At 42.3% G+C, this 22,082-nt stretch carries 15 protein-coding genes; 9 read left to right on the top strand and 6 right to left on the bottom strand.

The window, feature by feature from the left end:
• The first annotated feature begins 530 nt into the window (after window positions 1-530).
• The 7 genes from C3V44_RS07475 to C3V44_RS07515 all read left to right on the top strand — a co-directional run bounded on the left by C3V44_RS07475 (window position 531) and on the right by C3V44_RS07515 (window position 15,650).
• Window positions 531-1,019, top strand: a complete 489-nt coding sequence (locus tag C3V44_RS07475; RefSeq protein ID WP_106096043.1) for a hypothetical protein — start codon at window positions 531-533, stop codon at window positions 1,017-1,019.
• Window positions 1,020-1,220: 201 nt separating this feature from the next.
• Complete coding sequence (locus tag C3V44_RS07480; protein ID WP_048745689.1) at window positions 1,221-1,610, top strand: hypothetical protein; 390 nt, start codon at window positions 1,221-1,223, stop codon at window positions 1,608-1,610.
• A 93-nt stretch (window positions 1,611-1,703) separates the two neighbouring features.
• A complete protein-coding gene (locus C3V44_RS07485; protein WP_106096044.1) occupies window positions 1,704-3,116 on the top strand; it encodes a cellulase family glycosylhydrolase in 1,413 nt (470 codons plus the stop codon).
• A 147-nt stretch (window positions 3,117-3,263) separates the two neighbouring features.
• Window positions 3,264-5,576: a beta-glucosidase BglX gene (bglX, locus tag C3V44_RS07490; protein WP_106096045.1), complete on the top strand. Its 2,313-nt coding sequence runs from the start codon at window positions 3,264-3,266 to the stop codon at window positions 5,574-5,576.
• 24 nt (window positions 5,577-5,600) lie between these two features.
• Window positions 5,601-8,660 (top strand): glycoside hydrolase family 2 TIM barrel-domain containing protein, encoded by a 3,060-nt coding sequence (locus C3V44_RS07495; RefSeq protein ID WP_106096046.1) that lies wholly within the window; start codon window positions 5,601-5,603, stop codon window positions 8,658-8,660.
• Window positions 8,661-9,496: 836 nt separating this feature from the next.
• A complete protein-coding gene (locus tag C3V44_RS07510; RefSeq protein WP_106096047.1) occupies window positions 9,497-13,540 on the top strand; it encodes a two-component regulator propeller domain-containing protein in 4,044 nt (1,347 codons plus the stop codon).
• A gap of 43 nt (window positions 13,541-13,583) precedes the next feature.
• Window positions 13,584-15,650 (top strand): beta-galactosidase, encoded by a 2,067-nt coding sequence (locus C3V44_RS07515; protein WP_106096048.1) that lies wholly within the window; start codon window positions 13,584-13,586, stop codon window positions 15,648-15,650.
• 70 nt (window positions 15,651-15,720) lie between these two features.
• On the opposite strand, the gene C3V44_RS07520 is transcribed toward C3V44_RS07515, so the two are convergent.
• Genes C3V44_RS07520 through C3V44_RS07530 form a run of 3 tightly spaced genes read right to left on the bottom strand, consistent with a single transcriptional unit; the run spans window position 15,721 to window position 17,859 of the window.
• Window positions 15,721-16,053, bottom strand: a complete 333-nt coding sequence (locus C3V44_RS07520; protein ID WP_009411004.1) for a MerR family transcriptional regulator — start codon at window positions 16,051-16,053, stop codon at window positions 15,721-15,723.
• Window positions 16,054-16,068: 15 nt separating this feature from the next.
• Window positions 16,069-16,848, bottom strand: a complete 780-nt coding sequence (locus C3V44_RS07525; RefSeq protein ID WP_106096049.1) for a DUF695 domain-containing protein — start codon at window positions 16,846-16,848, stop codon at window positions 16,069-16,071.
• A 36-nt stretch (window positions 16,849-16,884) separates the two neighbouring features.
• Window positions 16,885-17,859 (bottom strand): M23 family metallopeptidase, encoded by a 975-nt coding sequence (locus C3V44_RS07530; protein ID WP_106096646.1) that lies wholly within the window; start codon window positions 17,857-17,859, stop codon window positions 16,885-16,887.
• Window positions 17,860-17,988: 129 nt separating this feature from the next.
• Here C3V44_RS07530 and C3V44_RS07535 point away from each other — a divergent pair, with 129 nt between their 5' ends.
• Entirely contained in the window at window positions 17,989-18,231 is a 243-nt protein-coding gene (locus tag C3V44_RS07535) for a twin-arginine translocase TatA/TatE family subunit (RefSeq protein WP_106096050.1), read from the top strand.
• A gap of 426 nt (window positions 18,232-18,657) precedes the next feature.
• On the opposite strand, the gene C3V44_RS07545 is transcribed toward C3V44_RS07535, so the two are convergent.
• From C3V44_RS07545 to C3V44_RS07555, 3 genes are all read right to left on the bottom strand, one after another.
• Window positions 18,658-19,578, bottom strand: a complete 921-nt coding sequence (locus C3V44_RS07545; protein WP_106096052.1) for an acyl transferase — start codon at window positions 19,576-19,578, stop codon at window positions 18,658-18,660.
• A 200-nt stretch (window positions 19,579-19,778) separates the two neighbouring features.
• Window positions 19,779-20,297, bottom strand: coding sequence for a J domain-containing protein (locus tag C3V44_RS07550; protein WP_106096053.1), 519 nt, complete (start codon window positions 20,295-20,297; stop codon window positions 19,779-19,781).
• The gene (locus tag C3V44_RS07555) at window positions 20,297-20,704 is read right to left on the bottom strand and encodes a hypothetical protein (RefSeq protein ID WP_009410996.1); all 408 of its coding nucleotides are present in this window, start codon (window positions 20,702-20,704) and stop codon (window positions 20,297-20,299) included. The genes C3V44_RS07550 and C3V44_RS07555 overlap by 1 nt, the downstream gene beginning before the upstream one ends.
• A gap of 616 nt (window positions 20,705-21,320) precedes the next feature.
• Between C3V44_RS07555 and C3V44_RS07560 the strand changes: the two genes are divergently transcribed.
• Window positions 21,321-22,028, top strand: a complete 708-nt coding sequence (locus C3V44_RS07560; RefSeq protein ID WP_106096054.1) for a tRNA1(Val) (adenine(37)-N6)-methyltransferase — start codon at window positions 21,321-21,323, stop codon at window positions 22,026-22,028.
• The last annotated feature ends 54 nt before the right edge of the window (window positions 22,029-22,082 follow it).

Raw genomic sequence — 22,082 nt, forward strand, 5'->3', positions numbered from 1 at the left:
TTAGAAAATGGGTAATGATAAAAAAAGGGTTTTTGACAGGTATAACTTGTAGGGCAAATCGGACTAGTTAGGATTTTCGGAAGGAAACGAAGCTTTTCAGAAGGAGGCTAAGAGACTTTTTGATGAAAAAGGGCTATGAGAAGGGTGGGGTTAGCTTATAGAGAGCTTATAGGAAGCTTATACGAATCTTGGACGATTGGTATAGAAAGGGTATATAAGTAGTTGACTCATAGTATAATACAGCGATGCAAAAAATGGCAAAAAGGAGGTTTCGAGGCGAAAGAAAGAGGAAGAGGCACTAGGCCTTAGGCCATAGGCACTAGGGGAAGTATGATGGAAAAGGGAAGTAATAACGAGAGACGAATGACGAATGACGAGGGTAATGTGGTGAAAACATCTCCCTATATACACACTCGGCTGTTGCCGACAATCCCGAAAGAAGACTTTCTGCCAAAGAGTATTTTTATAATAGAAAATGCTTTGGTGTAGGAATTGAAATGAACAGTAAGTAATCTTAAAAACAATTATATATGAAGACAAAAGCATTTTTAGCAATGTTGTTATTGGTGATAACAGCTTGTGGTTGTTCTAAAACAGAAGAGGAAACAACATTTCCTGAGGCTGTAATGGTTAAGAGTTTTGCGACTGTAGCAAATACACCCGAGCATAGTTTTGTGAATTTTGCCCTTACCCAAGATGGTTACCGAGTTGTCCAAAATAAAGAAGCCCTACAAGCGCTCTTTCCTAATACTGACCTCAGTACTATAAAGGAATTTAAGGATATTGATTTCGGTACACAGACTCTTATCATAGGAAGAAAGGGGCTTTCTGAAATGACACAGGCGAAATGTAGGTTTAGCAAGAAAAACAATAATAGCTACGTGCTTACGGTAGACCTCGACTTACTTGGACTATTTGGACCTGTAGTGTTATACTACGGTGCGGTAGTACAAAAACTACCTGAAAACGCTACTGTAACCGTAGAAGTATTGCCTCTTGAAGTGAACAAAGATATTTAGGGACGAGGTCGTAGCAAGACAGGTGGAAAAATTAGAGAATTAGGAAATTTGGAAATGAGCAAATGAGGGTGTGAGTCACACGGGATTATCAGCAGATTTGTTGGAGGGACTCTGAGAGGCTCATCAGAAAAACCTGCCTGCTTTCTGTACGATTGAATTTCGTAAGACAAATAAAAACATCACTTATAAAAATAAAGCATTATGAAAACAAAAACGTTTTTAGCACTACTGTTATTGGCAATAGTGGGGTGCGGTTGCTCAAAAAAAGAGACTCCTCCACAAGAAGATTGTGGGTGCAATAGTCCTACTGTTTGGACTATTAAAGAATCTCTTGAAGAAGAAATAAGTTATGCAAACAATCAAAATACTTATTATCCTAACACATTTTGGATAGGCAAGGGGTTTCATTTTTTTATAGTTTGCAATGAGGATATTTTACCTCAAAAAATAAGAGATTTAAAATATAAGGAAGAGGGTACTACTATAAAAGTAAAAATTCAAGGAGAGGTAAAAACTCTTTGTAAAAAATGGATTCACCCAGCAATTTATAGTTATAATCATATCACTTTAACTAAAATAGAAGTGTTATAAAACGACTCTCATAAAACAATAAGTAATAAAAAAGACTATTACATATGAAAACAAAAACGTTTTTAAAACTTGTTACCTATTACTTGATTTAAAATGAACATAACCCTACATAAAACACTAAGAAACGCTTTGTTTTTAATGCTTTGCCTAAGCACTCCGCTATGTTTGGGACAAGCAAATATAACGGTAAGCAAAACCCACCCGCGCTATTTTGAAAAAAACGGTGCGACGTGGATTCCTATTAGCACCAATTATCTACCATCGCATAATTTTGAAGAGATAGAAAAGTACTTTAAACACTTTGCCGAGAATGGTGGAAATGCAATGCGCATCTGGATAAGCACTGAGTTCTTAGAAATAGAAGACCAAAGGGAAGGAAAATACAATCCTGAGAAGTTAGCGCGTATAGAACAGTTGCTACAACTTGCCGAAAAGTACCATATTTACCTTAAATTCACCCTGCATCACTTGCGTACTATCTCTAATAACATCTCACCTGAGGCTTCTTGGTGTAACAGCTATTCACTAGCTACCAAGTTCAAGAATGTAAGCGAGTATGTAAGTACTAAAAAAGGCAAAAAGTCCTACTTAAAACGCCTCAGAGCGATTGCTAAAAAATGCCAAAACCACCCGTATGTATATGGGTGGGAGTTGTGGAATGAAATGGATTCAGCAGTACCCGAAGCAGAGTGGCTACCTTTTACCGAAGAGATGCTCGGTAAGGTGAAAAAGTTATGCCCTGAGCAATTGGTTACCCAAACCTTAGGCAGTATGCACGCCTCTTATATGGACGACTACTACAAGAAGCTGGCAGTAATACCTGACAACGAGTTTTTGAGCATTCACCGTTATCTGGACGAGGGCGACAAGTGGCATCAATATCCCATAGTGAAAGGAGCTGTGAGTGATTTAGCAACCGATGCCGTAGCTATGGGGTTGACATTTACCAAAAACGACCCCAAGCCTGTTATCATCAATGAGATAGGAGCTGTAAACCCTAACCACGCAGGACCTTCGTCGCTTTATACGAAAGACACAGAGGGCGTTTTGTTACACGATTTTATCTTTGCCCCTTTCTTTGGAGGTAGTGCAGGTTCAGGCAATACTTGGCATTGGGATCATTACATAGAACCTAACCAATTGTGGTATCACTTTGGGCGTTTCAAAAACGCTATTGAAGGAATTGACCCCGTGAAAGAAGCGATGCAACCCTTCTATTTCAAAAGAAATGCTGTAGCCTGTTACGGACTAAAAGGCAAAACAAAAACGATATTGTGGTGCAGAGACCTAACTAACAATTGGAAAACAGAGTTGCGTGAGGGGCGTCCTGCCCAAATGAAACGAGATTTCGAAATACCACTCAACCTCATAAATATAAAATATACTCATTACAGTGTTTACGACCCTTGGACGGATCAATGGGAACGACATATGCCTATGTATGACGGAAAGGCATTGATTCCAGCCTTCAAGCGTTCGATAGTAGTGGTATTAGAAAACCCATAGCATCTTCCTGTCTTCTTTCCTTAGTTTTCTTACTGCCCTAATAGATGAGCAAAGGGCAAAATTATAAAAACAAAGCAATATGTAATTCTCATTTCAAGGGAAGGGTACAGGCAGGAAGGTGTTTTTTATAAAAACGTTAATGTATCTATGAGATATAGCAAACACATCTTTAAAACGCTTATTTCGTTACTTATGATAGGTTGCGCAACACCCGCTATCCTAAAATCTGATAATGAAAAATTCACCCAAAAGAGTTTCAGTGGCGATAAACACATAGAACAGCGCGTAGATTCTGTACTGCGTTTGATGACTCTTGAAGAAAAAATCGGACAAATGACACAATTCTCAGCCGATTGGTCGGTTACAGGTCCTGTAATGGCTGATAAGTACCAACCTTACCTCGAAAAAGGCTTGGTAGGAAGTATTTTTAACGCTACTTCGGTTGCAGGTATACGAAAATTGCAAAAAATAGCGGTAGAACAAACACGTTTGGGTATTCCTATCCTCTTTGGTCAAGATGTGATACACGGCTATAAAACTATCTTTCCCATTCCGTTAGCTGAATCTTGCTCGTGGGATTTGGCTTTGATGCGTAAAACAGCTGAACTCGCTGCCCGTGAAGCTAGTGCCGATGGTATTAACTGGACGTTTGCCCCTATGGTAGATATTACCCGCGATGCTCGTTGGGGACGCGCAATGGAAGGCGCAGGCGAAGACCCTTATTTAGGAAGTCTCATTGCCGAAGCGCGCGTAAAAGGATTTCAAGGGGGAGACAATTGGCAAACGTTGAGTAGCCCTCACACGCTTTTAGCTTGTGGTAAACACTTTGCCGGCTATGGAGCTGCCGAATCAGGAAAGGACTATAATACAGCTGAACTATCTATGCACACCTTGCGCAATGTATATTTACCTCCTTATGAGGCGACCCTAAACGCAGGGGTGGGCAGTATAATGGCTTCTTTGAACGAGATAAACGGTGTACCTGCTACCGCCGACAAGTGGTTGCTTACTGAGGTGCTTCGCAAAGAATGGGGTTTTAACGGCTTGTTAGTGAGTGATTATACAGGCATTAACGAGTTGGTGCGACACGGGGTAGCCAAAGATGATAAACAAGCGGCAAACCTCTCAGCCAATGCAGGAATAGAAATGGATATGAACGGGGCAACCTTTATTAAATACCTTAGTGCCTTAGTAAAAGAAGGCAAAGCAACCGAAGCTCAAATTGATAAAGCAGTAAGGCATATATTGGAAATGAAGTTCCTTTTAGGTCTTTTTGATGACCCCTACCGATACTTAGATGAAACCCGTGCCAAAGAAAATACTTTTACTGAGGAATATCTGAAAGTAGCGCGACAAGTTGTTGCTTCCTCAGTAGTACTCTTGAAAAATGAAGCTGAAGTATTACCCATCAAAAAAGATAGCGGTAAAACGATTGCTGTAATAGGACCTATGATGAATAACACAAGTGATATCAACGGCAGTTGGACGTGCTTAGGTGACGGCAAACAAAGCGTGAGTTTACTCACAGGGCTTACCGAGAAATACAAGGGTACAAACGTAAAACTTCTTTATGCCGAAGGCTGTGGTTTTACAACTATTTCAACAGAACAACTCAAAGAAGCAGTTGCTATGGCTCGCAAAGCCGATAGGGTATTAGTAGCCGTAGGTGAACAGAGCAGCTGGTCAGGAGAATCGGCGGTGCGCACCGACATTCGTTTGCCTCAAGCACAACGCCAATTGCTCGAAGCACTAAAAGCCATAAACAAGCCCATAGCTATCATTACTTTTAGCGGACGACCGCTCGACCTTTCTTGGGAAAACGAGAATGTACAAGCTATTTTGCAAGCGTGGTTTCCTGGTACGCAAGGAGGCAATGGTATTGCTGATGTGATAGTAGGTGATGTAAATCCTTCGGGACACTTAACGATGTCTTTCCCGCGCAGTGTAGGGCAAATTCCTATTTACTACAACTACAAGAGTACAGGGCGACCTGTATATACAAATAATGAAGAAGTAGACCACCGCCCTCATTATAACGCAGGCTATTTGGATAGTTCTATTACGCCTCTTTATCCTTTTGGTTACGGACTCAGTTACACTACCTTTGCTATTAATAATGTGCATATAAATAAAAAAAGTATGAAACGTTATAACGATAGCATTATAGTAAATGCCTCTGTACAGAATACAGGAACAACCGAAGGCGAAATAGTGGTGCAACTCTATACCCGACAGTTAGTAGCAAGTTTTAGTCGCCCCGTAAAGGAATTGAAAGGGTTTCAGAAAATATCTCTCAAAGCAGGTGAAAGCAAACAAGTCCGTTTTGAACTGCCTTCCGAAGCACTTGCCTTTTACGGAATCAATGGAAAAAAAGACACTGAGCCCAGCGAGTGCTTGCTGTGGGTGGGCTTACATTCTGCCGATAATAATAACGAACAACATTTTACAATAGAAGAATAACAAACCATAAAATAGTAAACGATTATGAGAATACAACATACTCTATTCTTATTCATTTTTGCTTTGGCGAGTAGCCTCAGCACAGCGCAAACCCACAATTGGGAAAACTTAGCGGTAAGCAGTATCAACACCGAAAAAAGCCATAGCCACTATGAGCCGGCTGGAAAAGTACTCCTCAACGGCAATTGGCAGTTTGCCTACTTCAAGCACCCTTCACAAGTGCCTGCCGATTTCTTTTTGGGCAAAGGCATTACCCAATGGGACGCTATAAAAGTGCCTTCAAATTGGCAACTGCAAAGCAACCGATATGACCCTCCTGTTTTTACCAATATCAAATATCCGTTTGAGATGAACCCTCCTTACACCCCTAAGGACTACAACCCTACGGGAGTGTATAGAACGCAGTTCACTGTGCCTAATAAATGGAAAGGCGAACAGGTGTTCATTCACTTTGCGGGAGTGCAATCGGCGATGGAGTTGTTCATCAATGGTAAGCAAGTGGGCTATCACGAAGATGCAATGCTACCTGCCGAGTTCAACATCACTCCTTACCTAAAAAAAGGCAAAAACGAGCTCTATGTAAAAGTCTTAAACTGGTCGGACGGCAGTTATATAGAAGACCAAGACTTTTGGCGACTCAGCGGTATTTATCGCGATGTATACCTCTTTGCTACCCCCGAGTTGCGTATGCGTGACTTTTCGGTTTATCCTCAACTCGATGCGCAATACCGCGATGCTACCTTGCAGGTGCAAGTAGAGGTACAGAATTTAGGCGAAAAAGTAAGCGATGCCCTTGTGGTACAAACCACTCTTAAAGACAGTAAAGGCAACGTGATAGGCACTGAAAAAGCCTCTATTGCGGATATTGTTGCGGGAAAAGAAGCTACCGTTAGTGCCCAAATAGCTGTAAAAAATCCGTTGAAATGGACTGCCGAAACCCCTAACCTCTACAAAGTGGAACTCAGTTTGCTCACCGCCAAAGGCAAAGTGTTACAATCGTTTACTCAAAATGTAGGGTTCAGGAAAGTTGAACTAACAAATGGATTACTCCTTGTGAACGGCAAGCCTGTGAAGTTTAAAGGAGTAAACCGTCACGAGTTCGACCCTTATAACGGTCGCACCATTACCCGCCAATCGATGATTGACGATATTATCCTGATGAAAACGCACAACATCAATGCGGTGCGCACCTCTCACTACCCCAATCAGCCTGAGTGGTATACCCTCTGCGACGAATATGGATTATATGTGGTAGATGAAGCCAATATTGAGAGCCACGGATTGTGGGAGAGTGGCTACTACATAGGCGAACGCCCCGAATGGCAAAAGGACATTGTGGAGCGCAATGTGAATATGGTTGCCCGCGACAAGAACCACCCTTGTATCATCTATTGGTCGATGGGGAATGAATCGGGTTGGGGTAAGAACTTCGATGCAGCTTACGAAGCGATAAAAGCACTCGACCCTCAAAAGCGCCCCGTGCACTACGAGTCTAAAAACCCTGCTTATGCAGGCGTACTCTCGCATTACGATATCATCTCTAATATGTACACCGAGCTCAACCACCTGAACAATCTCTTTACCGAAGACCCTAAACGCCCTGTGATTATCTGCGAATACGCCCATTCTATGGGTAACAGCTTAGGCAACTTCCGCAAGTATTGGGAGCTTTTTGCTACCAATGAGCGCTACCAAGGTGGTTTTACGTGGGACTGGAAAGATCAAGCGTTGCGTTGCAAAGATAAGAACGGCAAAGAGTATTGGAACATCATCAATCATATCGACAAAGCGAATGTGAACGACGGATTGGTAAATGCCACAGGCGTTCCTCAACCCGAAATGCACGAACTGAAAAAGGTATATCAGTATTTCAATATAAAAGATATTGATATCAACACAGGCTTGGTGCTCATCAGCAATAGCAACTACTTTGTAAATAGCGATGAGGTGTATTTGCAATGGGAACTTATCGAAAATGGCAAGCCTATCGCCAATGGGGTAATCAAGGATTTGAACATTGCCCCACAAAGCCAAAGAGCTCTACAAATACCTTTCGATACAAAATTGGTACAAAACGGCAAGGAATACTTTATGAACTTCCGTTTTAAGAATAAAAAGGCAACTGCTTGGGCTTCAAAAGATTTTGAAGTAGCCAAAGAACAACTCGCTTTCCCTAACCGTGTTGAGAGAGAACTCACCAAGCCTTCCGATAAAAAACTAACCTTTACTGACGAAGCTACAAACTTCACCGTAAAAGGCGACAATTTTACAGCCGTATTCAGCAAAAAAACAGGTGGTTTAAGTCAATTTACGCATAAAGGGAAAAACCTACTTTCAGAAGCGATGGTTCCTTCTTTTTGGCGTGTGCCTACCGATAACGATGAAGGGGGTTTTGAACAATCATATGCCTCAGCTTGGCGCAAAGCGGGATTAAAAGAAGCTACGGTAACAGCTACCGAAATGAAAGCTACACCCATAGGGGAAACCCAAGTGAAGATAGTAGCACACAACCGCATTGAAACCAAAGCGGGCAATATCAGCCAACAAGTAACTTACCTCATCAATGGAGACGGACGTATAGATATCAGCACAAATGTGGAAGTACCTGCCTCTGTGCCTCCTTTGGCAAGAGTGGGAATGCTCCTAACGCTCGACAAGAGTTTTAACAAAGTGGAATGGTACGGCAAAGGTCCTTATGAAACTTATGCCGATAGAAAAGAATCGGCTTTTGTGGGTATTCACAGCGGTGCAGTAAAGGATATGCACTTCCCTTATGTGATGCCCTCTGAAAACGGCAATCATACCGATACCCGTTGGCTCAAACTCCTTTCGGGTACTACCGAACTGTACATCAGTGCTCCTAAACTATTTAATTTCAACGTGCAAGACTATTCAGACGACGCGCTAAATCAATCCAAAGAAACCCAAGAACTGCACCGTGGAGACCACACTTATTTGCATATCGATGAGGCTCAAATGGGTGTAGGAGGTGACGACAGCTGGTCGCCACGCGTACATAAAGAATTTTTGCTCAACCAACCGTATTATCATTACGAATTTAGCATTCAGGTAGGTGGGAAATGAGAAAATTAGGAAATTTGGAAATGGGAAAATGAGAGAAATTAGCAAATGGGAGGGTTGAGTCGTACGGAAGGAAACGGAAAAGTTCGGAAGAAGGTTAAGGGGGATTTTGGTGAAAAAAGGGTGTAAGGAGGGTGGGGTTAGCTTATAGAGAGCTTATAGGAAGCTTATACGAATCTTGGACGATTGGTATAGAAAGGGTGTATAAGTATTTGACTCATAGTATAATACAACAGTGCTAAAAATGTTAAAATCAGGGTTTCGAGGCGAAAGAAAGAGGAAGAGGCACTAGGCCTTAGGCCATAGGCAATAGGGGGGAGTATGACAAAAAAGAGAATTAGCAAATTAGAGAATTTGGAAATTAGAAAATTAGTAAATGGAGAAGTGTGAGGTCTTAGACATTAGGTAATAGGGGATAACATCACCCTTTACACATACCCAGTTGTCGCTGGATACCTCCAAAGGAGAAAATTGTGGCGAGTCATTTATTCGGTAAGCCTTCGAACCCCCGAAGGGGGACAAGCTGGAAAAGGAGACAAACCTTTCCTTTACACATACCCAGCTGTCGCTGGCTACCTTCAAAGGGGGAGTGTAGCGACGGAAAAGATGAAGGTAATGTGGTGAAAACATCTCCCTTCTCACATACTCCGCTCTAGCGGGGCACATACTCAGCTATTACTGACTACCTTTCAAAGGGGGAGTGTAGCGACGGAAAATTGAAAGAAAAGACGAATGAACGAGAGGCGAATGACGAAGGCGGACTTCCTTTAAAGGGGGAATGTAATGAAGGAAAAGGGAATTAGTAAATTAGAAAATTTGGGAATTAGCAAATTTGGAAAATGAGGGAACTACTCTACATAATATGGGTGTTATTTCCTGCGTTGCTCTCAGCGCAGGACTGGGCGTATCTATCCAAAATCACCACCCACAACGGATTGGTAAGCAATGAGGTCACCAGTATGTTGCAGGACTCAAAAGGCTTTATATGGATAGGCACTGATGACGGATTGCACAAGTTCGACGGTTATGATATCACTGTGTATAAGCACAATAGCACCCAGAAGAACAGCCTTGCAGGGAACTCTATCAGGTGTTTGTTTGAAGACAGTCAGCATAACCTTTGGATTGGCTTAAAAGGCGAAGGACTCAGCAAACTGGACCTGCGCACGGGTATCTTCACCACCTACAAACATCAAAAAGGCAGTAAAAGCCTCAGCTATAACGATGTAGCGGGCATAGTAGAGGACGAAGCGGGTATGATTTGGATAGCCGTAGACCGTGGCGGACTGGATATGCTCAACCCCAAAACAGGTGTTTTCACTCATTATGACATTCGAGAAAAAGGCACTTCCAATCCCCTGAACAACGCCCTTACGGGTATGGTAGCGACCAATGGCACGCTCATACTCAGTTCGTGGGGCGGCGGGGTGTACAGTTTTAACCGCAAGGAAAAGCAGTTTGAACTACATCCTTATTGGCATACAAACGACACTGATGAGAAGGTGTGCAAGCACATTTTCAACCTCTACAAAGACCCAGAAGGCACTGTTTGGGTATCATCGGCTCACGGTGGTTTGTATAGCTTAAATGAAAAAACGAAAAACTACCAACGTTATGCGGTGTGTGGCGCGAGCCATTGTACACACAATGTGAATGTGCTTTCGGTTGCCGATGACGGTCAGCACAACATTTGGATAGAGACCAACGAGGGCATCAAACTCCTCAATAAAAACACTCACTCCATTACCGACTTGCAAAACCCGCAACTCGCTAATGAAAGTGTGAATCACATCTACCGAGATAAAAGTCAGCTGATGTGGGTGAGTACCGCCTCAGGGATTTACTATTTTAGTCCTACCCCTGCCCAATTCAAATGGGTGAGGTACAAGAATTTTCTTTCGGAAAAGCAAGTGCGCGCTATCTTTAAGGACAGCAAAGGCAACCTCTGGTTAGGTGGCTTAAACCATATTGATAAACTCAATCCCGACAGAAAGACACTCACCGCTTTTAGCAACCAGTCCTACAACCCCAATACTCAGCTCTATCAGGCTTTTTGTGAAGATGCCGAAGGCAATATTTGGATAGGCAACTACGCCAATTATCTCATTAAGTACAACCCTTCGTCCAACAGTTTTAGTCAGGTGCCCATTCCAATGCCTACTGGTACGAACTACACCTACCGCAACGTCTATCAAATTACCAAAGATTGGGATAATTCCTTTTGGCTTGCTACCGAGTTGGGGGCAATCAACTACCAGCCTGCTACGGGTGTTTTTATCCCGCTATTCGAAAGTAAAAACATTATCTACCCCGAAGATAAAACCCACGTAATTCACCGCGACCAAGACCTCCTTTTGTGGGTAGGCACCGAAAAAGGCTTGCGTTGTTACACCCGCGACCTAAAACTCAAACACACCTATACAGCCCTAAAAAACAACACACACGCCCTGAGCAACGACTTTATTACGGCTATCCACGAGAGCAAAGACGGCACCTTGTGGATAGGCACCAAAGGAGGGCTACACAAGTTCGACAAGAAAACCGAACGTTTTGAACTCATTCGCCGTAAAGGCACCGACTATGGCGACCCTATTTTCGGTTTAGCAGAAGACAATAGTGGCAATCTGTGGATGAGTACCCCTTCGGCAGTACTGAAATACACCCCAAAAAGCCAACAGTTTCAAGTGTTCAACGAGTACGACGGATTGCAAAATTCGGGCTTTCAATTAGGGGCTTTTGCACAAGCCAAAGACGGCGAGTTGCTTATTGGAGGAAAAGACGGTTTTAATACTTTCTATCCTCAACAGCTTACCCTTAACCAAACCCAACCCAAAGTAGTAATTTCCGATTTTCAAATATTCAACAAATCGGTACGACCAGAAGAAAGAGGGGTGCTCACCAAGGTAATAGACGAGACCCAAAGCATTCACCTCAAACATTGGCAATCAGTAATATCGTTCCGTTTTTCGGCATTGAACTACCGCGCTTCTTTCAAAAACCAATACGCCTATATGCTCGAAGGTTTTGATAGCGATTGGATTTACGATGCTTCCGAGCGTATCGCTACCTATACAAACCTCAACCCAGGCACTTACATCTTTAAAGTAAAAGCCACTAACAACGACGGGGTGTGGAGCGAAAAACCTACTACAATTAAGATAGTAGTAGCCCCTCCGCTTTGGCGAACAACTTGGGCTTATATCCTCTATGCCTTGCTGGGGGTGGGCTTGCTCGTGCTTATCGTGAAGTATTACACCATCAAGGAAAGAGACAAGCAGAACCTGCGTATCTCGCAATTGGAAGCCCAGCGTATGTACGAAATCAACGAGATGAAAACCAACTTTTTCTCTAATATCTCTCACGAGTTCAAAACACCGCTTTCGCTGATTGTAGGTCCGCTAAACCAAATGGTAGATGATGAGAATTCTCCTAAGCAACACAAAGAGAAATATACAATGATGTTGCGCAACGCCCAAAAACTGATGCGCCTCATCAACCAATTACTCGATTTTAGGAAGTTAGAAAAGAACAAATTAGAGCTGAATTTACAATACGACGATGTAGTGAAATTTGTGAAAGGAGTGAGTGAAACCTTTGCTTATCTGGCTTTAGAAAAACAAATACAATACACTATCAAGAGTACAATGCCCAGCTTGTGGATGCCTTTTGATGCCGATAAATTAGACAAAATTCTCTACAATCTCATCGGAAATGCCTTCCAATACACCCCCGAAAAAGGTGCAATCACGGTGCTCATTGCCACTGTGATGCAAAATCAGCAGAAGTTTTTGCAAATAAAGATAGCCGATACGGGCATTGGCATCTCCAAAGAAGAACAAAAACAGCTCTTTACCGCTTTCTTGCAAGGCAAACGCCAAAAAGAACTCCACAACGAAGGGGCTGGCTTAGGGCTCGCCTTCACCAAAGACCTCGTCGACCTACACCAAGGACATATAGAGGTAGAAAGTGAAGAAAAACAAGGGGCTACCTTCACGGTATTGTTGCCTATTTTAGATGTGCCACAACTCCACGACGAGGCGTCTATCACCTTGCAACAGATAGACACTACCCAAACAGTAAAAGAAATAGCTCCACAAGAAAATGCAACCGACAAGGAAGAGACTATTTTGGTAGTGGAAGACAACGATGATATGCGCGATTATATACAGCACATTCTCAACGAGCATTTCCACGTACTATTGGCACGCGATGGTGAAGAGGGCTTAGAATTGGCAATTGCCCATATCCCCGACCTTATCGTATCGGATATTATGATGCCTAAACGCGATGGTATTTCAATGGTAAAAGAACTGCGCGCCAACGAAAAAACAAACCATATCCCTATCATTCTGCTCACTGCCTTAGACAAGGAATCGCAAGTGGTAGAGGGGTATAGTTTGGGTGTAGAAGACTATATCACCAAACCTTTTTCGGCTAAAATCCTCAGCAAACGCATCGAAAATATACTGCTTTCTCGCAAGAAGCTGTGGGAACAGTACAGCTCCTCATCTGACCTGAATGTGTACCGCGAAAAACTCATCGGGCAACCTTGGAAAAAAGAGTTTGTAGATAAAGTGAATAACATTGTAATGGAACACCTCAGCGACCCCGAGTTTGGTATTGATGCCCTCGCCGATGCCCTAAATATGAGCACTAACCAACTCTTCAAAAAGGTAAAAGCCATTATGAACACCACCCCTTACAACGTGATTGTACAAATACGTATGACCGCCGCTGCCCAACTGATGAAGCAAGGCAATTTGAACATTTCGGAAGTAGCCTATAAGGTGGGTTACCAAGAGCTATCGAATTTCAGTCGCTCGTTTAAGAAGTTCTACAACGCCTCACCGAGAGAGTATTTGAAAGGGGAAAGTGAAATGTGAAGCGTATAAGCTAATTTGATAAGTTTTCTAAAAGAAAAGATAAGTGGATAAACTCTTTATCGCCTTACCTTTGCACCACAAAATGTACCACCAAAAAAGTATTTGTATGTTTTTAAAAAATTGTATATACCTTTTATGCCTTGGGATTGCCTCCATCACTACCACTGTGAAAGCGCAACCCTATGTATCACCCATTGGTGCACAGGTATTTATCGAACCTGGGCAAACTGATGAGGAGATAAATACTTGGTTCAAACTCCTCAGCGAGCACCAAATGAACTGTTGTCGCATTCGTATGTTCGAAAACTATATGAAGCGCCCCGACGGTACTTGGGATTTCTTGCTGTTCGACAAGGCTTTTAAAGCAGCAGAGCGGTACAATGTGAAGATTGTAGGCACGCTCTTCCCCGCTGCCCCCGACAATTCATTAGGTGGGTTTAAGCACCCTTATTCGCAGTCGCATCTACAAGAAATTGCTACCTATATCAAGCAAGTAGTAACCCATTTCAAAACCTCACCTGCCCTCTATGGTTGGGTGCTGATGAACGAACCTGGTACAGGAGGTTGGGTGCCTAACGACACTTTTGCCAATACCCAAAAAAGTGAATGGCTCAAAACACTACAACCTACTGCCTACAACAGCAAAGGATACCCACGAATAGTAGATTTCACCCCTCAACAATTCTTGCTATACTACAACACTTGGTACCTGCAATGGATTGCCAATGAGGTAAAAAAATACGACCCTAACGCCTATTTGCACGTCAATTCTCACCAAATATTCAGCAATATTGCCGAATACAACTTCCCCGCTTGGCGCAACTTCCTCAATTCGTTAGGCGCTTCTGCTCACCCCAGTTGGCATTACACAATGTTTCACAGAAATCAGTACGCTACAGCTTTGGGGGCGAATTGCGCTATCATACGTTCGGGAGCAGGCGAATTGCCTTTTTGGGTAACCGAATTGCAAGGAGGTAACAACACTTATAGCGGTTATAAAGCCTTCTGCCCTACCAAAGAAGAAATTACCCAATGGCTGTGGACGAGTATTGGCAACGGTGCTGAACACATCTTGTTTTGGTGCTTAAACCCCCGTGCTGTGGGTGATGAAGCAGGCGAATGGGCACTCGTAGATTTCCAAAACCAACCTACCGACCGACTCATTGCTGCCTCCGAAGTTGCCAAAACACTCCGAAAAATCAATATCAGCAAATTTAAACCCGTAGTAGCCAACATTCATATCCTCTATACCCGCGAAACACTTTGGGTAGAAAAGAAAGCACAACTAAATGATAATACCAACAATGATTACGAGGGCAGAAACACGGGAGGAGCTATGAAATCGGCGTTTGCAATGTATGAAACCCTACTTGAAAACGGTATCAATAGTCAGTTTCAGTGCTTTGATGAGTTCAACTGGAACAAAGCTTCTTACAAAGGCGAAACCATTATTTTATCAGGACAAATAAGCCTCCCGTCGCGTTATTGGGAACCCCTGCGCAACTTTGTACGCAATGGCGGCAAACTGATAATGGAAGGACTCAGTGCGTTCTATGACGAAAATATGTTTGCCCTACATCACACAGGATTTCCGCTACAAGATGTATTGGGGGGAGCGCTGAAAGAAGTAAAATGCCTCCCTACCGATTTTAGTGTAAATTACCAAAACGCACCCCTGCCCGCCCACCTTTGGAAAGGGAGTATCTACAATACTCAAGGGCAAATAGTAACCCAAGAGGGGAATAGTGTGTTGGCAACGCGACATCGCTTTATGAGGGGAGAGACCTTTTGGTTTCCATCGCTATTGGGTATGGGTGCTTTGCGCAGTGGCAAAGGGGAAGCGCTTTCGCGTTTGCTACTCGCCGAAGCGCAAGCTGCAGTCCCTTTTCAGTTTGAAACTTACCAAAAAGGAGTGCAAATGTATACGATGCAAAAAGGCAATCAATATCTCACTATCCTCATTAACAAACGCCCACAAGCTACCACAGTGGCATTGCGCTACCCCAAAGGAGTAAATCCTTCGGTCGTTTTTGCTGATAAGGGAGGAAGTGCAACAGCTAACACCGCTCGCCTATCCTCTGAAGAAACCTTAGTGATTCTTTGGAAATAGATACAAATTAATATTGATGTTTTTTCCTAAAAAAGCTGTACGAGTATAGTTACATCGTACAGCTTTTTTGTTATTCAAGATTTTCTTTGATATCAATAAGCATTTGCTTTACACGCTCTAACTTTGTAACCACATCAAGGTTTGTAAGAGGTTTCTGCTTGTCTTCTTTAAGACGTTGACGCGCTCCTTCAAGGGTGTAGCCTTGTTCTTTTACCAAATGATAGATGAGCTGGAGTTTCTTAACATCATCGGGAGAGAATTTCCTGCTTCCCGAACTCGTCTTTCTCGGGCTGATAATAGAAAATTCCTTTTCCCAAAAGCGAATAAGAGAAGCATTCACATTGAAAGCCTTTGCTATTTCTCCTATGGTGTAATATAGTTTATCGGGTAATACAATATCCATTTCTCTAAGAAATTATCAGTTATCAGTTACATTCACACAGCCCCAGCCGTCGTATTCTCCTTCAAAAGAAGAGGCGAGCTCTATCAGTTCCCATACGATATTATTGATATCTAACGGACTATCCTCACGTGTGGCTTCGACGGTGTAAGGAAAAGTATGTCCTTCGGATTTTCGTTCCTCTACTGTTTTCTCATCACTCAAACGCACTTTATAGCCTTTTTCGGCTACTTTGTCGGCAAAACCTCGTTGTTGTGCCTCACTTTTGAAGTAGATAAAATGGTCGATTTCACGAGGCACTTCCATCTTATCTCCTTTCTTCTCAAGTTGCATTAGCACTTTTCTGTTCTGCATCGTTTGATAAGAAAACTCATCAGGATAAAGGAAGTCGAAATAATCTTCCCATTGGGCATCTTCAGCGGTATTATATCCCGATTTATACCCCTCAAAAGCTTGTAACGCTTCTTCGCAAGTCTGTGCTAAAACTTCCACATTATTACAGTAAAACCAAAGCTCTAAAAAGCCTTCGGATTTTACCACACCTGCCAATACTGCTCCTGTGGCTTCGGCTTTCTCGTTTATGGCATCTTCTATATCACAGAGGATAGGATACTCCTCCTTTGAAGGAAATCCATCAGAGGTAGGATTTTTCATTTTTATATAAAACTGTAAACGTTGCGATAAGCCCTCGAGAGGAGCAAGCTCAAACAAGGCTAAATTGGTGCGTATAGAAGCTGGGACGTCTTCGATATGGCACATAAAGAAGTCCCAATTCTGGGGAAGATTATGGTGAGTCATATGGGTTTAATTAACAAAATACTATTTCCAATCATCTTAGTCAAGCGATTGATTTTCTTGGGTAGAAACGTGTAGCATCTCGGTGTATTCGCTCGGGGTGAGGTTGCCATAATAGAAGTGTATCGGGTTGATGTGTTCGCCGTTCTTTATCACTTCGTAGTGCAGGTGTGGAGCTTCCGAGCGACCGGTACTTCCTACCCTTCCTATGAGGTCGCCACGCTTGACGTGTTGTCCTGCACGCACATTGTAAGCCGAAAGGTGTCCGTAGAGAGTTACATAGCCATAACCGTGGTCGATGCGAATGTGGTTACCATAACCTGAGGCATTGCTATCGGCACGTGCTACTACACCATCGCCCGCAGCATATACAGGAGTGCCTTGGGGTGCAGTGAAGTCCATACCATAATGGAACTTACGCGCTTTGGTAAAAGGGTCGATACGCCAACCATATCCCGATGCCATATGCTTTAAATCTTTATTATTAATAGGCTGAATGGCAGGAATAGAAGACAGGAATTTTTCCTTTGCCTTAGAAAGTTTAGCAATCTCATCTAACGATTTCGACTGTACGACCAACTGTTTTCGCAAAATGTCTAAGCGTTTGTTTGTATTAGCAACAAGTTTGGAGTTTCCGTATTTTTCGAGGTTTTTATAGCGGTTAGGGTCTTTGAGGCTTTTGCGAACACTATCGGGGATAATAGGAGCGTTGAAGTAAAGGCGGTACATATTATTATCGCGTTCTTCAAGGTCGGCAAGCACATCTTCCGCCAATTCCATCTTTTTGTTCAGGATTTGGTAGTTGGTTTCATAGGTTTTAATCTCGCGTGCTAATACCACCTCGCGGGGGGTGAAAAACAAGCGCGAGTTAATCATTATAAAAGAGAATAAAATCCCGAAGAGTGCAGCAGCTGTAAGAAAAATCAAAGCATTGCGCACCTTTGTACGCTTTCGGGAGAAGATGCGTTTATACGAGAGCGTATCGGGGTCGTAATAATATTTTACCTTTTTCATACGGGCAAAAGTATAAAAAAAATATGATATTTGCTGTTTTATGACAAAAAAAATGTAATTTTGCAGTGAATAGGCCATAGGCAGTAGGTCATAGGCCATAGCGTTAATTATCAATTGTTAATTGATTTTATGGGGTTTTCAGAAATTATATTCATACTTTTTATGGTTTTAATCCTTTTTGGGGCTGACAAGCTCCCAAGTATTGCGCGTGGTTTAGGAAAGACAATGCGCCAACTGCGCGATGCTACCGATGAGATTAAAACTGAAATACAACGCGGTGCTGAAAAGGCAGGGGTAGATACTAAAATTGTAGAAGAGACTCAAAAAGAAATTGAAAAAATGAAAGATTCAATGGGGAAATTGGGAAATTAGATGTAAGGCCTTAGGCCACAGGCCATAGGCACTAGGAAAGCGACGCAAAAGCGATAGGTAGGGAAGATTTTTGTTAATCGGATAGGGTGTTCACATTTAGAAACCTACCCCCGTTCCTCACATACTCTGCTCTCGCAGACTTTCCGAAGAGAAGGGGACAAGCCGCAAAAGCGACTTTTTGAGTAAAAAATCTTATACTTCTTATTATTATAGATTTTATTCTCAAGATATAGGTTGTTGTTTTGAACTTCTAAAATATTGGATTTCTTTAAAAACATCGTCATTGCTTGTAACCATACCGAGGTTGCCTTGCTTTTTTGAGAGCGCAATGGCTTTGAGGTCTTCAGGGTGCGAGCCGCACGGGCAATAAACTTTGCCAAAGGTGCGAGCCGCACAGGCAACTTTGGCAAAGTGTAGCGACGCAAATTAGCTAATGAGTAAATTGCAACCTCTAATATCGGCGTTGTCGAAGCGTCCTAATACTTCAAAAGTATCATTAGAATGCAATCTTCCTAAATCTTGAGTAGCAATAAAACTACACGACTCTCTATTAGCCAAATCGATGATATTAAGTCCGCCGGTTTTGCCAGTAGGCAAATAGCTCAACGCATCATTCGTATCGCGTATAAGGACTTTTAGCCAAGGTACACACTTATAAATCCCCTTACCAGCAGAATAGGCTTGCGAGAGCAGTTCGGTCATTCCGTATTCGGAGTGAATCATTTCTACCCCAAAGCCTTTGCAGAGGAGCGCGTGCAACTCTTCGCGCACGAGTTCTTTACGACGACCTTTCATACCTCCTGTTTCCATTACAATCGTATTTTTTAAAGAGAAAGTATGCTCGGTTATAAGGTCGAGTAACGCAAAGGATACCCCTATGAGCAGTACTTTCTTGCCCGAAGCATCAAGGGTTTGCAAACGCTGGGCTAAGCGGTCGTATTCGTTGAGATAAAAACCGCTATACTCACTACCTGAGCGCTCAATAAGGTCGGCTACCATAGTGATGAGGGAAGAGCCGGTGCGTTCTAAATACGAGGGAAGAAGGGCTAAAACTACATAATCTTCAACGTTGCCATAGAAATGTTCAAAGCCTTTACGGAAGCTTTGTTCATACAAGCTAAGTTCTTTCACATAGTGTCGGGAGGTTTGTGTGCCTGTTGTACCACTGCTGGTGAATACCTGCTGAGGTGTGGTGTGACCGCAGTACACTTTTTCAGTTTTAAAACATTCGATAGGAAGAAAAGGTATTTTTTCGAGTGTGTTTACCTTATTAGGAAGGCAGTTCAATAGGGTACAAAAGCGGTGGTATACCTCGTTGTTTTCGTATTGATAACGAAAAGTATCCAAGGCAACAGCTGTAAAATCTATGTTTGCTGATAGTTGAATTTTGTCGTTCGTTAAAGTGAAGTATGGCTTGGGCTATAGAAATTAATCAAAAATTAAGTTTTTGACTCATTGATAGACTTTATCAAAGGCTTAGCACTTTGACAAAGTGTATATCGCAAATTTTATTGATTATTCAATTTATATTTATCAACTGTGCTTAATTAAGGCAAAAGTCCTTTTAGGAGACCGAAAGAGGGGTTTAGCAAGATGGTGCTTAAAATGATGACAAGGACTACAAGCACAATTTTCACCCAAGAGGAGTACTTTTTTTTGGGAGATGCTAAAAAAGTGTCGTACTCTTTACGGGTTTTTACGGTAGCGATTTTCTGTTCGAAATAAATATCTATCAAAGAGGGCAAATCCTTTACGGTACGGGCTTTTGAGGAGGCGCTATTGCTATTTTTTTGTGAGGTTTTCTTTTTAGCTTGCTTTTTGGGTTCTTCGGTTTTCTTTTGTCCTTTTAACTCGGCGGCGAGGTCGGCGTCGTAGTCTTTACGACTTTCGGGGTCGGAAAGGACTGCGTAAGCTTCTTGTAGGCTTTTGAATTTTTCGGCAAAGAAATCGTCGCCCTGATGTTTATCGGGGTGATAGGCTTTTGCGAGCTTTTTGTAGGCGTCGCGTATTTGGTCGTCAGAAGCCTTTTGGCTAACTCCTAATATTTCGTAGTAATCCTTTAACATTATAATCTTGGTTTTTGAGAGGTGTTATCGTGGCTTTCCCAGCCGATGAGTTTGTTATTTTGGAATGTGAGGGTAAGGGTTTTGTAGTGCCAACGTTCGGTAGTAGAGCCTTTGAATCCTGCACTTTGGACTTCTAACGGCTTACCGAGCGCCATTTTCACCAAAAAGTCGGGCATACCTTCGGTATATACGCCTTTTTCGACGGAACTTGTGGTGGGCTCACCGTATTCACTTTTGATGAGCTCCATAATTCTGTCTTTGGTATATTCTTCGTCTACCAAAGCATTTTGCCATTTTTGGCGTTTTTCTTCAATGGATTTTTCTCTTTTTAAGTTGGTAGTTGCCTGCATTACAAGTATATAAATGAGGTAGGCTACGCTTATTGTGAGAATAGAATAATATATCATTGTATGCTTATTTTATTATATAATTCTTCACTGAGGGTGCAAAACTACAAAAACAATTTTTAATATACAAATTTGAAAATTAGAAAATTAAATGTGAGGCCTCAGGCCATAGGCCATAGGCACTAGGAAAGGCGACGAAAAAGCGATAGATGTGAGGCCTCAGGCCATAGGCCATAGGCACTAGGCAGGGGAGAAAATTAGAAAATTGGGAAATTAGAGAATTAGGAAATGAAAGTGCGAGCCGCACGGGTAGTTTTTAAAAAGAATAAAATAGGGATTTTCAAAAAGAAAAATATACTATGATATAGGTACCTTATACGAACCTTGAACGAATCTTGGAAGATTGGTATAGGATAAAAGGTGCTTTTTTGAAAGGTGGAAATCTATAAAAAGGGAATTTTATGGTAATATATTCTGCTTTATTAGTAGATAGGTAGAATATATTTCCTATGTGACTGGTACCAACTCTGAAAGTCAAAAAAATATTCAGAAGGGGGTTGCTGATTGGTAATTATTTTGTATCTTTGCTTGAATTAAAAAAAAGAGGTTGAAAAAGGGGTAGAACGACTTTTTTGTATTAAAAACTGATAACCTCGGAGGAAGGAGCAAAGAGAATATGATATTTAAGTTTAAGCAATTTAACGTAAAGCAAGCACAAAGTGCAATGAAGATAGGCACTGATGGAGTGCTATTGGGGGCGTGGACGCCTATTGAGAATCCTAAAAGTATACTGGATATTGGGGCGGGAACGGGCTTATTGTCGCTAATGTTAGCTCAACGCTCTGACGCTCCTGTGATTGACGCCGTGGAAATAGATGAAAAAGCCTATATAGAATGCACGGAAAACTTCGAAGAGAGCCAATGGGGCGACCGCTTGTTTTGCTATCACGCTTCGTTTCAGGAATTTGCTTTGGAGATAGATGAAGTGTACGACCTTATCATCTCTAATCCGCCTTTCTATACCGCTGATTATAAAACAACTGAAAAAGCGCGCAACACAGCTCGGTTTACTGATACGCTTTCGTTTTCGGAGCTCTTAGAAGGGGTAAGCCAATTACTGACGGACGAGGGTGTTTTTAGTGTTATTTTGCCTTATAGCGAAACCGAAGGGTTTATCGCTCTTGCGTCGGGTTATGGTCTTTTTCCTCAGAAAATCACTCATACGCGAGGCAATGCTACGGCTGAACTAAAACGGAGTATGCTACTACTGAGTAGAAAAGAGCTCTCCTCTTATCCTATCGATGTGCTTATTATTGAGAAGGAACGTGGGGTTTATACTGAGGCGTACAAGTCGCTCACAAAGGATTTTTATTTAGGAAATTAGCAAATGAAGTGGGCTAAGGACTAAGGAGAGGAATTTGGTGATTTGGTAATTATG

Source organism: Capnocytophaga sp. oral taxon 864, assembly GCF_002998835.1.
Taxonomy (GTDB): domain Bacteria; phylum Bacteroidota; class Bacteroidia; order Flavobacteriales; family Flavobacteriaceae; genus Capnocytophaga; species Capnocytophaga ochracea.